This window comes from Quyinboa ferrireducens (assembly GCF_042436675.1).
GTDB lineage: Bacteria > Bacteroidota > Bacteroidia > Bacteroidales > UBA5342 > JBHJHP01.
This window is the reverse complement of sequence record NZ_JBHMVA010000013.1, coordinates 26963-40120: the sequence shown is the minus strand read 5'-3', so window position 1 is coordinate 40120 and position 13158 is coordinate 26963. Positions and strand designations below refer to the sequence as shown.

10 protein-coding genes are annotated in these 13158 nt (G+C 39.7%); 2 read left to right on the top strand and 8 right to left on the bottom strand.

Going from position 1 to position 13158, the window contains the following annotated elements:
• Window positions 1–66: 66 nt before the first annotated feature.
• The 6 genes from ACE01N_RS16150 to ACE01N_RS16125 all read right to left on the bottom strand — a co-directional run bounded on the left by ACE01N_RS16150 (window position 67) and on the right by ACE01N_RS16125 (window position 7579).
• The gene (locus ACE01N_RS16150; RefSeq protein ID WP_380591262.1) at window positions 67–1626 is read right to left on the bottom strand and encodes a lytic transglycosylase domain-containing protein; all 1560 of its coding nucleotides are present in this window, start codon (window positions 1624–1626) and stop codon (window positions 67–69) included.
• Window position 1627: 1 nt separating this feature from the next.
• Complete coding sequence (locus ACE01N_RS16145; RefSeq protein WP_380591258.1) at window positions 1628–2275, bottom strand: DUF5683 domain-containing protein; 648 nt, start codon at window positions 2273–2275, stop codon at window positions 1628–1630.
• 9 nt (window positions 2276–2284) lie between these two features.
• Window positions 2285–3160: a ParB/RepB/Spo0J family partition protein gene (locus ACE01N_RS16140; RefSeq protein ID WP_375728676.1), complete on the bottom strand. Its 876-nt coding sequence runs from the start codon at window positions 3158–3160 to the stop codon at window positions 2285–2287.
• 6 nt (window positions 3161–3166) lie between these two features.
• Window positions 3167–3952, bottom strand: a complete 786-nt coding sequence (locus tag ACE01N_RS16135) for a ParA family protein (RefSeq protein ID WP_438826950.1) — start codon at window positions 3950–3952, stop codon at window positions 3167–3169.
• A 226-nt stretch (window positions 3953–4178) separates the two neighbouring features.
• Window positions 4179–6224 (bottom strand): alpha-ketoacid dehydrogenase subunit alpha/beta, encoded by a 2046-nt coding sequence (locus ACE01N_RS16130; RefSeq protein ID WP_380591253.1) that lies wholly within the window; start codon window positions 6222–6224, stop codon window positions 4179–4181.
• A gap of 11 nt (window positions 6225–6235) precedes the next feature.
• Entirely contained in the window at window positions 6236–7579 is a 1344-nt protein-coding gene (locus ACE01N_RS16125; protein ID WP_380591250.1) for a dihydrolipoamide acetyltransferase family protein, read from the bottom strand.
• 363 nt (window positions 7580–7942) lie between these two features.
• Here ACE01N_RS16125 and ACE01N_RS16120 point away from each other — a divergent pair, with 363 nt between their 5' ends.
• Window positions 7943–9139: an FprA family A-type flavoprotein gene (locus ACE01N_RS16120; RefSeq protein WP_380591247.1), complete on the top strand. Its 1197-nt coding sequence runs from the start codon at window positions 7943–7945 to the stop codon at window positions 9137–9139.
• Between the two features lie 91 nt (window positions 9140–9230).
• Here the strand turns inward: ACE01N_RS16120 and ACE01N_RS16115 are convergent, their stop codons facing one another.
• Together ACE01N_RS16115 and nudC are read right to left on the bottom strand one after the other, a co-directional pair.
• The gene (locus ACE01N_RS16115; RefSeq protein ID WP_380591244.1) at window positions 9231–10268 is read right to left on the bottom strand and encodes a Gfo/Idh/MocA family protein; all 1038 of its coding nucleotides are present in this window, start codon (window positions 10266–10268) and stop codon (window positions 9231–9233) included.
• Between the two features lie 131 nt (window positions 10269–10399).
• Window positions 10400–11236, bottom strand: coding sequence for an NAD(+) diphosphatase (nudC, locus tag ACE01N_RS16110; RefSeq protein ID WP_380591241.1), 837 nt, complete (start codon window positions 11234–11236; stop codon window positions 10400–10402).
• Between the two features lie 245 nt (window positions 11237–11481).
• Between nudC and ACE01N_RS16105 the strand changes: the two genes are divergently transcribed.
• Window positions 11482–13158 carry a TldD/PmbA family protein gene (locus ACE01N_RS16105; RefSeq protein ID WP_380591238.1) on the top strand — a complete coding sequence of 559 codons (1677 nt, stop codon included), beginning with the start codon at window positions 11482–11484 and terminating at the stop codon, window positions 13156–13158.

The following is a 13158-nucleotide window of genomic DNA, read 5'->3' as shown; positions in this document are numbered from 1 at the left end:
GAAAAATGTAATATCTGGACACAAAAAAACCGTGAACTGTTTCACGGTTTTGTATGCCATACTAATCTAACCTTTGGGTTTAATCTTAAGCAATTGTCCGGGAGAAATAGAGTTTGACGTGAGATTATTCAACCGTTTAATATCGTCACTTGAAATTCCGGGAAATTTTCGGGCAATCAGCCATAAATTATCGCCTGATCTCACCTTATAGTAAATATAATCCGGATCATGTCCTGTGGTTGTTTGCACAGGTGCTGTTGATGCAGTATAACTTGCAGTGCCCTGTTTTTGAGCAAAGGACATCTGGTTAATGCTTACGTACTTATTCTTTTGAGACGTGGGAACAAATACAACAAGACGCTGCCCCACACGAATAAGATTTCTGTAAATATTGTTCCAGTAACGCAGATCAGAAATCCTTACATCGTACCAATCTGCAATGTACCCCAGATTATCTCCTGATTTTACGGTGTAATAAAGTTTTGTTTTTCCTGCGATTGATGAAGGCACATATCCGGAACTGGCTGTTGGATCTACTGTTTCACGCTTTTCACTGAAATAAATATCATCTTTGTAATTGAAGATGCTGTCCTGGAGCTCTACAAACTGCCCGGTTACACTTACCGGAACAGTCAAAGTGTAAGACTTTGAACCTCCCGGAATAATATCCCTTCTGTATTGTGGATTTAATTCTTTTAAAACTTCTTCAGGAACATTCAGTACAGCAGATACCTGATCAAAATGTAACGGTTCCTGAATAATTAACGTGTCTGTATGCATTGGGATATTTGCCTTAACCGGAATAATATGATGTTCCTTGTAATAATTCAGCGCGTACATTGCTCCAATAAAAGCAGGTACATATCCCCTGGTTTCCCTTGGAAGCCGGTAATAGATTTCCCAGTAATCCCTTTTACCTCCACTTCTTCTGATAGCCTTATTTACATTACCCGGACCACAGTTATAGGCTGCGATAACGAGATACCAATCCTGGTATATGTCATATAAATCGCTTAAATATTTTATGGCAGCCTGAGTTGATTTTCTTGGATCACGACGTTCGTCCACATATGAATTTACATTCAGGTGATATTGTTTACCTGTATAATATACAAATTGCCATAAACCGGAAGCCCCTGCCCGTGAAAAGGCTCTTGGTTTCAGTGCAGATTCAATTACCGGCATATATTTTAATTCGATAGGCAATCCAGCTTTATCAAGTTCCTCTTCAAAAATCGGAAAATAATAATCTGTTAAACCCAGAATCTCTGATGTTACCGCCCTTTTCTTGTCGGTATAAACTGCAATATGTGCCTTCACCCTCTCATTAAACGGGAGCTCAATAACTGTTTCTTCTGATAGTTTTTTCAGGCGTTGAATGAAAACAGAGTCGGGTACATTTGCTATGGATGTTGAATCATTGAATGCAGTATCAATATAAGAAAATGCACGGTCGGAATACCAACCAGAAACCTTATCATCCAGTCGGTTCATAAACTGTTCTGCCTCCGCTAATGCATCTTTATAACTTACATCTGTAACAGTAGTATCGTTACTTTCCCCTTCTCCAACAGCCCAAATATTTGTAAAAATTACCAAACAAGCAGTTAATACTATCCCCCTCATACTAAAAGTTTAATGTTAATGACAATCCCAGTGTTGATTTCCCTGACCCGGAAAGGTCTCCTAACACTACCGGACTGAAATTCATTGATAAATCATTACTCACGTCAAAATCTGCCAAATGTGCATCCACATTGGCATCAATAATGTTTATTATATATACTCCCACAGTAACTATGATCATTAAGTCCCTATCCCTTCTAAAGCTTTCTCTTCTGCTTTTAAACACACCCTCAAAATAAGATTTATTTGATAATATATAAGCCTCTCTTTCTTCCCTTAGCATTGGCAGAGGTGCATCAATATAACTTCGTGACGAAGGATCGCTGTCAACCAAATCTATATAAGCGTAACGATATAAGCTATAGCGTTCATTATTATAATTTATACCATACGCACAGGCAGCAAAACCAGCATACAATATTGGCACTTTCCACCATTTATGGTTGTAAATCTGCCCCAGACCCGGAAATGCAGCAGAAAACATAGCAGCTTTCTTGGGAATATATACTTTATCGAGCTTGTGTTGCTTTTTAATTTTCTGTCCACCTGATATATCAGGTAACGAATCTGCGCGCATTTTATTTTCCTGCGCCACCATACTCGCACTGATCCAGAATAAAACAAACAAGAAAAGAATATACTTTTTCAAAATGTTTAGTTACTGTAATTTATCCAAAATACTGATTATGCGCTCCAGTTCCTCGTCAGATGTGAATGGGATTGTGATCCTTCCTTCCCCCTTTTCATCTCTGGAAAAAGAAACTTTAACACCAAAAAAAGATGACAAGTGGTTCTTCAAAGCCTTGTATTCAGCAGGAAGCTTCTTCCGAGGAACAGGTTCCGGCTGAGGCTCCTCCTTACTCTCTTCATTCAGCTCCCGAACAATCTCTTCCACTTTACGAACCGAAAAATCATATTCCAGAATCTGTTCGTAAACCATAAGCTGTGTTGGTGGTTCCTCAATACCCAGAATAGCTCGTGCATGCCCCATCTGAATTTTCCTGTCACGTATTCCAAGCTGAATTTCTGCAGGAAGTTTTAACAGGCGAAGATAATTAGCAATTGTTGCTCTTTTTTTACCTACTCTTTTGCTTACCACATCCTGTGTCAGATCAAATTCATCCATCAGGCGTTGATAAGAAAGTGCAATTTCAATGGCATCCAGATCCTCACGTTGAATATTCTCAACAAGGGCCATCTCCAGCATGCTATCATCACCTGCTTTTCGGATATATGCCGGTATTTTCTCAAGCCCCGCTTTCTTTGAAGCCCTGAATCTGCGTTCACCTGCAATAATCTGGTACTTATCACCCTGCTTACGAAGTGTAATAGGTGAAATTACACCAATTTTTGCAATTGAATCGGCCAGTTCCTCCAATGCCTGTTCTTCAAAAACTGTTCTGGGCTGAAATGGATTTGCCTCGATAAGGTTCACTTCAACCTCATCGAACATATCGTTATGTGTCTTTTTTGTTTCGTTGGCATTTTCAATCAATGCACCTAATCCTTTTCCCAGAGCAGCTTTTTTAGCCATATTAGTTTATTTTGAATTCTTTGCGATAACTTCCTGTGCCAGATTCAGATGATTAATTGCCCCTTTGGAATTTGCATCATAATACAAAACCGGAGTTCCATAACTGGGAGCTTCACTTAACCTGATATTCCGTTGAATAATGGTATCGAACACCATATCCTGAAAATGTGTACGTACTTCCTCAACTACCTGGTTAGACAGGCGTAAGCGAGAGTCATACATTGTTAACAGAAATCCTTCAATTTCCAGTTCCGGATTCAACCTTCCCTGAATAATTTTAATGGTATTCAGCAATTTACCTAAACCTTCCAATGCAAAATATTCGCACTGAACCGGAATAATAACCGAATCGGCAGCAGTAAGAGAATTTACGGTAATCAATCCAAGTGACGGAGAACAGTCAATCAGGATAAAATCAAAATCGTTCCGGACCTGTTCCAGAATTTTTTTCAGCATTTTTTCCCGTTCAGGAAGATCCAGCATTTCAATTTCGGCTCCTACCAAATCAATGTGTGACGGCAACAAATATACGCCCTCAACATCAGTCGGCAGAATGGCCTGTTTGGTGTCAATCTGATCCACAATACATTCATAAAGACTGTATTCCACATCGCGGACTTCAATTCCCATGCCTGAGGTTGCATTGGCCTGCGGATCCGCATCTACAACCAAAACCTTTTTTTCCAACGAACCCAGACTTGCCGCCAAATTAATAGTAGTGGTTGTTTTACCAACGCCTCCTTTCTGGTTTGCTAAAGCTATGATTTTACCCATCGTAAATCTTCTTTTCAACGCAAAGAAAATTAAAAAATCTTTTATAGAACGTAAATTTGCGAATAAATTGTGTACGAAGTTATTAACAAAACCAAAGGAATCAAAATGTTGATTAAAGAAGTAAAAAGCTGTGGATAAATAATTTAAACAACAGCATAACGCTAACTACACATTCACCCATTTGAGTACAGTAAAAAGCCGGAAACCTAGTGGCTCCGGCATACAATAAGATTAATTATAAAAACTAAAATTCCAGTACTTCTTTTATTCCTTTCAGAATTTTTTCACTGTTTGGAAGAATGGCTCTTTCAAGGATTCTGTTAAACCCAACCGGCGTAAATTCAGAACCAACCCTTACAATTGGTGCATCCAGATATTCGAATGCTTCTTTTGAAATAATTCCTGCAAGTTCACCACCAAATCCACCAAACACTTTATCCTCATGCACTATCAACACACGAGATGTTTTCTTAACAGATTCCAGAATGGTGTCCGTATCCAGAGGTGAAAGTGACCTTAAATCAATAACTTCAACATCCCCCAAACCTTCTTCTTCAGCTTTTTTAGCCGCTTCCAATGCCATATGTGTGGTATTACCGTAGGTAAGCAGGGTAAGATCAGCACCTTCTCTTCTTACGCGGGCTTTACCAAATGGCACTTCAAAATTGTCCGGTACAGATGTTGCGGCCTTGGGATCCTGGTACAATGCCTTAGGCTCCAGGAAAAGCGTCATCCCCTCAGAACGGAGAGATGTTCTCAATAAACCTGCTGCATCATCTGCAAAAGACGGATAAACAACCCTGACACCCGGGAAGGTTGCCATGGCACCTTCGATTGTTTGCGAATGATAGAGACCTCCGCCAATATATCCACCCGATGCCAGACGTACCGTGATATTTGGCGAGAACTGACCTTTGGTACGCCAGTATTCATGTGTTGTTTCCACAAACTGTTCCATAGCCGGCCAAAAGTAATCTGCGAATTCAGCACCTTCAATCACCACACGCAAATCTTTACGGTAACGGCTCATCCCGTTTGCGGTCCCCATTATAAAATCTTCTGCGATCGGAGCATTGAACACGCGTTCCTTTCCAAACTCCTGCTGCATTCCCTTTGAAACATTGAAAATACCGCCCTTATCCTTATTGGCAATGTCCTGTCCCCAAAGAAAGGTCTCCGGATTATTTTTAAACTCAGCCTTTAATGTTTCGTTGAGTGCGGTAATAAATTTAATGGGCTCATTGTCGGAATTATGTAATCCCTCGGGATACTTTTCAGATATATAAGGATCCGGAATAACAAAATCATAAATACTTTTCGGATCAGGATCCGGTGCAGCAAGACCAGCTTTATGTGCAGCTTTCACCTCTGCTTTTACCTCCTCTTCCACAGCAACCAACTCCTCTTCGGTAAAACGATTATAACGCAGCAACAAGCGGCGGTACTTGCTTAGCGGATCATATGCTTTTACATACGACAACTCTCCTTTATTACGATAAAGATCATGCCTGTCAGAGTTAGAATGAGAATGAATCCTCACACAGTTGGCATGTACAATTACCGGTTTAAGTTCATTCATTGCATATTCCACGGCATCATCCATTGCATTCATGGAATCAAATACGTCTTTACCATTACAATGAATGATTTTTACATTTTTAAAGCTTGCAAAGTTATCCGCAACTTTTCTGGCAGCAGTCTGGTCTTTTTTAGGAACCGATATCCCATATCCGTTATCCTGAAAGACAAAAACAACTGGTAAATGCTCCCGGTCAGCTCCGGTTATGGCTTCATATACATAACCTTCGGATACCGAAGATTCTCCCTGTGAACTAATCACAACCGCCTTGTCCTTGTAATATTTTACAGCACGGGCCACACCAACGGCATGCAAAGTATGGTTTCCAGTACATGATGATACGTTGTGCACGTTCCATTCCGGTTTTGCAAAATGGTTTGACATATGACGACCGCCACCTGCCACATCGGTATCTTTGGAAATTCCGTTAAATATGATCTCTTTGGCAGTCAATCCGGCAGATACAGAAGTTACCAAATCGCGGTAGTACGGAAATAAATGATCCTTTTGCTTTCTGAAATGCTGTCCGATAGCCAACTGAATGGCATCATGACCTGCTGCAGGAGCATGATACGACCACCCAATGGCCTGTTTCAGGTAATTAGGCGCCTTATCATCAAGCGCCCTGCCAAGGGTCATCAGGTAAAACCACTTTTTTAAATCTTCTTTATCCGACTGAATTATGCCGTATTTCTTTTCGTTTCGCTTCATAATTGAGAGTTTTATACCGTTCTTTCCGGATCAAAATTTTCAAGATAGTCACCTACTCGTCTCAGGAACTGGCCTCCCAGCATACCATCTACGATACGATGATCATATGAGAGAGACAAATACATTTTACTGCGGATACCGATGGTATCTCCTTCCGGAGTTTCAATTACAGATACTTTCTTCTTAATGGATCCTGTGGCAAGAATGGCTACCTGAGGCTGATTAATAATTGGTGTTCCTATAATATTATCAAAAGATCCGAAATTAGTAATGGTAAACGTTCCTCCCTGAATATCGTCCGGGGAAAGTTTGTTATCGCGTGCTTTGGAAGCCAACCCGTTAATATTGGAAGCCAGCCCTGCAAGATTCATCATATCGGCATTTTTAACTACTGGAACAATAAGATTCCCACTTGGCAGAGACACGGCAATACCGATATTGACATTCTTTTTAAGAATAATCTGGTCACCATTAACAGATGCATTCACCCAGGGAAAATCACGCAATGCTTTGGCAACTGCTTCGGCAAATACCGGCATAAAGGTCAGCTTTTGTCCGTATTTTTTCTGGAACTGATCCTTCACTTTATTTCTCCAGTTTACCAACGTAGTCACATCTGCTTCGACAACTGAAGTAACATGTGGCGAAATTTGTTTGGATGCCACCATATGCTCAGCAATCTTCTTCCGCATACGGTCCATTTCAATAATTTCATCCTCGCCGGAAACAGGAACCTCAATTTTTGCAGCCTGTATCGGTTGAGCCGGAGCTTTAGGCTGATCAGATGCTTTTTCAGTTTTTGGTTCAGCCTTAACTTCTGATTTAGCACCACCATCTTCCAGGTATGCGAGAACATCTTCTTTATTTACCCTACCATTTAATCCGCTTCCCTTAATGGATTCCAGATCAGATTCGCTGAGTCCGTTTTCCTTTGCAATTTTTCGGACAACCGGAGAGAAAAATTTGCCAGAACTACTTCTTGCCCCAGGTTCTTTGCCCTCTTCACCTTCTTCAACCTTAGTCTCTTCTACCTGTTCTTTTCCACTATCCTTTTCCTCTTTTTTCTCAACCTCATCACCGGATGTTTCTTCAGCTGTATCCGCTCCTGCTTCTCCATCCATATCAATAACAGCGATAATCTCGCCAACAGCTACTGTATCATCAACATTATACAAAACTTCCTTCACCACACCATCAACAGGGGAAGGAACTTCGGAATCAACTTTATCGGTTGCAATCTCAAGCAGCACATCGTCTTCCTCGACTTTGTCGCCCGGCTTTACAAACCATTTGGTAATGGTTGCTTCCTGAATACTTTCGCCCATCTTGGGCATTACAATATTAAAACTTGCCATTTATGTAATATTTGTTATCTGCTACATTCAATCTAACAGAACTTATTTCCAACGGTTTTGTTCACTACAGATTTATCCACACAAAATTCTGCTAAAGCACTATTTATTTCTTAGTTTCATCTTCAAAACAATTGATATTAAGGTTTGTTTAATTGAGTAATTAACAATATAGGGTTATTCGGTTCAGCCAATATGTATTTTAATAAAACCATCAGTATTAATTTTACAAAATTCTGACAAAACGTAAAACCTTTCCTGCAATTTAAGGCAAATAGTTTTTTCAAACCTGATATTAGTTAATAATGTATTTAAACCATTTAGGATAATTTTCTAATTTTGCAGCGATTTAAAACTGAAGCAAAAATGTACACCTCTAAACGAATTAAAGGCGATATCTATTACGTTGGCGTAAATGACAGAAAAACTGAGCGGTTTGAAAATATGTGGCCGATTCCACGTGGTGTTTCCTACAACTCATATCTGATAATGGATGAAAAGGTTGCTCTGATAGACACCGTAGAAATCAGCTTTGTTGAGCAATATCTAAAAAAAATTGAGACTGTACTGAAAGGACGATCAATAGACTACCTTGTTGTGGATCATATTGAACCGGATCATGGTGGCAGTATCCGTATGATTAAAAACCGGTTCCCTGATATTACGATAGTTGGCAATAAAAAGACCTTTGATATGCTGGATGGATTCTTCAGTATGGAATGTAATAAACTTGAGATAAAAGAAGGTGATTCGCTTACATTAGGGAAAAACGAACTTCAGTTTTATACGGCACCCATGGTCCACTGGCCTGAAGTAATGGTAACCTATAATGCTACAGAGAAAGTACTTTTCAGTGCCGATGCGTTTGGAACATGGGGCACGCTGGACGGAGGGATCTTTGATACAGATATAAACCTGGATCACATCTGGGATGAAATGCGACGCTATTATTCCAACATAGTTGGTAAATACGGCAATCCTGTTCAAAAAGCACTTTCAAAGCTAAGTGGATTGGACATTGAAGTCATTTGTTCTACACACGGACCAATATGGACAACCGACATCCCGAAAGTTGTTGGCAAATACGATACCTGGAGCAAATATGAACCTGAAGAAAGTGGTGTGGTTATCGCCTATGGTTCAATGTATGGCAATACAGAAGAAATGGCCGAAACCATAGCGAATGCCATCTCTGAAAACGGGGTAAAAAATATTGTGATGCATGATGTATCCAAATCACATGCTTCCTATATCATTTCAGATATCTGGAAATATAACGGATTAATTATTGGTAGCCCTACCTATTCTAATCAGCTGTTTCCACTTGTCCAGGCTCTACTTGATAAAATTAAAATACGGGGCGTCAAACAGCGAGTATTCAGTTATTTTGGTTCATATGCATGGTCCGGTGCTACGCATAAGTATTTCCAGCAGTTTGCCGAAGAAATGAAATGGGATGTCGTAGGCATACCGGTTGAAGAAAAGCTAAGGATGAATGATGAGAAACTACAGGAATGTCTTTCATTAGGAGCAGCAATGGCCGAGAAGATCAAATCTGTTTAACAGAAAACTGTTACATAAAATACAAAAACCACCCATGAAATTTCATGGGTGGTTTTATTTTTTCTCAGAACTTGATATTCTTTTACTTTCCTTATTTCTTTTTTGAGAATGACTTGTTTTTCACCTCATAAATGCGGTCGATTATATCCACTACTTTCAGACCTTCCAGGGCATTGGTTGTAATTGATCCCTTCTCCTTCAGTTTATCTACCACATTCTGAATAACCAGATGATGGTTTTGTGCAGAACCTTTATAGGGGCCATAATCATTTGGAGGATTTGAAGGTGGCAGCTCCGGCATTTCATAATCCTTTACATTACAATATACCACTTCGTTCATATACTGACCGGCAACCTTTACTGTTCCTTTTGATCCAACAATAGTAATGCTGCTCTCAAAGTTTGTATTATAAATAGATGTGGAATAATTTATGCTTCCCATTCCGCCGTTAATAAAATCAAAACTTACAAAACCAGAATCTTCAAAGTCTGTCAAATCCTGATGGTTAAAATCGTTAAAATTACCCCGTATGTTAGTTATATCACCAAAAAGCCAGTACATGATATCCACAAAATGCGAGAACTGTGTAAAAAGTGTTCCCCCGTCCAGTTTTGCATCACCGTGCCAGTTTCCTTTTTTATAGTAGCGGTCGTCCCTGTTCCAGTAACAATTGAGCTGAACCATGTAAGGATCACCCAAAATACCATCTTCAACAATTTGCTTAAGCCATACAGAAGGCGGTGAATAGCGATTTTGCATCACACAAAATACGTGACGTGACATTTCCAGTGATTTAAACACCATTTTTTCGGCATCAACTTTATTCAGCGCCATGGGTTTTTCAACCACCACATGTTTGTGTCTGGCAAGTGCTTTCAAACTGAAATCTGCATGCAACCCGTTTGGTGTACATATATTTACCACATCATACTCAAGTCCTGAAGCTAGCAGATCTTCATAACTCTGAAAGAACGGTTCTTCCAAATCCTTTATTGCAAGTTCATCCAGTGAAAGCTGATCGCAAACGGCCACAAGTTCAGCATCGGGATTCCTACGGATCATTTCGGCATGACGCTTTCCAATGTGCCCATACCCAACAACAACAAACTTTATTTTTTTATCACCCATAATTCAACATTTAAAGCGGGCATAAAATTAATAAAATATCTAAGAGATTGTTAATGATAATATGTTGTTGTGTGATTTACAAGTATACCTTTATGCCCATGTGGTTTTCTATCATCGGAGAGCAGGCCGTTTTATTTAAGTTCTCCTCTTTCAAACTTTTCAATCATCTCGCCGGCTATACTTATCAGCGAAGGATGTGCCGGCAAATTATCACGGGTGAACCAGGCAGCCTCGGCAATTTCCTTTTCATCAATTATTATAGGTTGTGTTTCATCTGCCTCTGCAATAAATCCAATCATCATTGAACCGGAGAAAGGCCAAGGTTGACTTTTATAATAGCGAATGTTCCTAACCTCTATTCCTACCTCTTCTCTTACTTCACGTACAACAGTACCTTCGAGGGTTTCTCCAATATCAGCATAGCCTGCAATTAATGAATACCAGCTTCCCGGGAAATTAGTATTACGCGCGAGCAGTATTTTATCATTGCTCAGGATTGCGACAATAATAGCCGGTGAAATTTTAGGATAAACAACAGTTCCGCATTCAGGACAAAATAATGCTCTTTCTTCTTTTTTATGCCGTGTTTTCGATCCACAATTTCCACAAAACCGGTTTTGCTCGTACCAGTTTTTAAGTTGAAATGCAGCTAAACTTACCCAGGCAATCTCCTGCTGACCGATCCGCCTGAAAAAGCTTATCTCATTATAGACCAGACCAGGATCCTTCAAAGCAATATCACCTGTTAATAAAAAACACGGCGTTTCATCGAACGTAAACAAAAAGGTCGAACTCACCTGATCCTTTTTGAAAGAAATATCTCTAATCTTCGGCAGTTCATTTTCATCCCCATTCATTTTAAGTAATAGATCATTCCCTTTAAAATGAAGCACAAAGCTTTCTTTATTTAATTTCTGATCAGAGAGATACTGGTTTTCAAAACGGTGCGGAAAAATATCCTGAATCATACATTTGTCTTTGGAAGCGCTAAATTACTTAGAATATTGGTTCATTTACAAAATTAAAGGTGATTAACAGTTTTATATTTCATACAACGAATGACAGGTTTAAGGATTTTGCTAATTTCCAAAACTCTATCTTACATGAACTTCTTTGTTTTTCCGAAAACAATATTATCTTTAGAGGTAAATCTTAATCAGGTCTGTTTATACTGTAAAAAGGGATCTCAATTCACCTGTAAAATAATGTACATATGATTAAAAAACCTTTCATGCTATTTCTGTTATGCATAACAATGCTCCCTGCCTTTGCCGGAAATGAAGAACTTTACAATATTCTGGAGCAGGAATTCAACCGTGAATTTAATGAATTCAGGGATGCAGACAGCAACTTATATTACATGGATTACAGGGTTGATGTGGTAAAAGCGTTCAGCTTTAATGCTGCATTTGGTTATTTAACCGGCGATGATACAAATGAGATTTCTTACTGTACAGTTTCCATGCGTTATGGTAATCACGAATTCGACAATACGCATTTATTAAAAGGAGAAAGGCGCAGTTCAAATACGACTGCTTTCCTGATCCCTATGAACAGTTCCGAAGCAATCCGTCAGACGATCTGGTTCAATACCTGTAAACTCTTCGACAGGGTTAAAACGGATTATATTCAGTTAAAAAACACCATGAAGGCTGAAGATATTAGCATGCAGAATGATTTTTCAGTTGAGCCTTCCTGTGTTTATATTGAACCAGAAAAAGATATCCCGTTTCCTGAAGATCAGCAGGACATCTGGAAATCCAGGATTGTAAGATACAGTGAGTCATTTAGTGAAAGCGACAATATCGTTGCCGGCAATATATCACTGGATTTTCTGGATCGCAGAACCTACTATATAAATTCTGAAGGCAGCCGTATCGTACAAAACAACTCCACCGCCATGCTTAACATCATGGGCGTTATCAAATCAGAGGATGGCGATTACACCCCCTATCAACGGAATTTTATTGCCGAATCGACCGACAAACTTCCCTCTGATGAAGAGTTGATGGTTGCTGCTGCAGAGGTGAAGGATATGTTGCTAAAACTGAATAAAGCGCCTTTAGCGGACCCTTATGCAGGACCAGTTATCATGTCGCCCATGGCATCAGGCGTTTTCTTTCACGAAATTTTCGGTCACCGGCTTGAAGGCCACCGTCTAAAAGATGAGAACAACGGTAATACTTTTAAAGACAAACTGAACAAGCTGGTTCTTCCCAAAAGTTTCAATGTTTATTTTGATCCGACGGAAACATACCTCAACAATATGTATCTCAATGGTCACTATGTGTATGATGATGAAGGAATAAAGGCAAGACGGGTAGATGTAGTTGAAAACGGAATACTAAAAACATTTTTAATGAACCGAACACCTGCACCGGGTCTCCCTCATAGTAACGGACACGGAAGGGCTTCTGCCGGACAGGCACCTGTAGCACGGCAGTCCAACATGTTCATTGAATCATCAAAACCGCTTAACGAAAAGAAACTGAAAAACAAACTCATTAAAGAATGTAAAAAACAACACAAGACGTATGGGTATTACATTAAAACGGTTTCCGGAGGATTTACCAACAACAGCCGTTATACGCCAAATGTATTCAATATAACCCCAACCGAGGTTTACAGGATTTATGTTGACGGACGACCAGATGAGCTTGTCCGCGGCGTAAACTTTATTGGAACACCCTTAGCCATGTTTTCAGAAATTACGGCAGCAGGAGAAAGGCAGGACATCTTTAACGGGTTCTGTGGAGCAGAATCGGGTTCAGTTCCTGTCACAACCATTGCCCCTGCCCTTTTCATTAAAAAAGTTGAAACTCAACGGAGTGCACAAACCTTCTCAAAACCTGTTATTCTTCCATCACCCAAAACCGCTAAACAGAATTGA

What these genes read in the sequence shown, in the direction of transcription:
- ACE01N_RS16150 (WP_380591262.1), bottom strand. Translation starts at nt 1,626, where the DNA reads ATGAGGGGGATAGTATTAACTGCTTGTTTGGTAATTTTTACAAATATT.
- nudC (WP_380591241.1), bottom strand. Translation starts at nt 11,236, where the DNA reads ATGATTCAGGATATTTTTCCGCACCGTTTTGAAAACCAGTATCTCTCT.
- ACE01N_RS16120 (WP_380591247.1), top strand. Translation starts at nt 7,943, where the DNA reads ATGTACACCTCTAAACGAATTAAAGGCGATATCTATTACGTTGGCGTA.
- ACE01N_RS16140 (WP_375728676.1), bottom strand. Translation starts at nt 3,160, where the DNA reads ATGGCTAAAAAAGCTGCTCTGGGAAAAGGATTAGGTGCATTGATTGAA.
- ACE01N_RS16130 (WP_380591253.1), bottom strand. Translation starts at nt 6,224, where the DNA reads ATGAAGCGAAACGAAAAGAAATACGGCATAATTCAGTCGGATAAAGAA.
- ACE01N_RS16115 (WP_380591244.1), bottom strand. Translation starts at nt 10,268, where the DNA reads ATGGGTGATAAAAAAATAAAGTTTGTTGTTGTTGGGTATGGGCACATT.
- ACE01N_RS16105 (WP_380591238.1), top strand. Translation starts at nt 11,482, where the DNA reads ATGATTAAAAAACCTTTCATGCTATTTCTGTTATGCATAACAATGCTC.
- ACE01N_RS16125 (WP_380591250.1), bottom strand. Translation starts at nt 7,579, where the DNA reads ATGGCAAGTTTTAATATTGTAATGCCCAAGATGGGCGAAAGTATTCAG.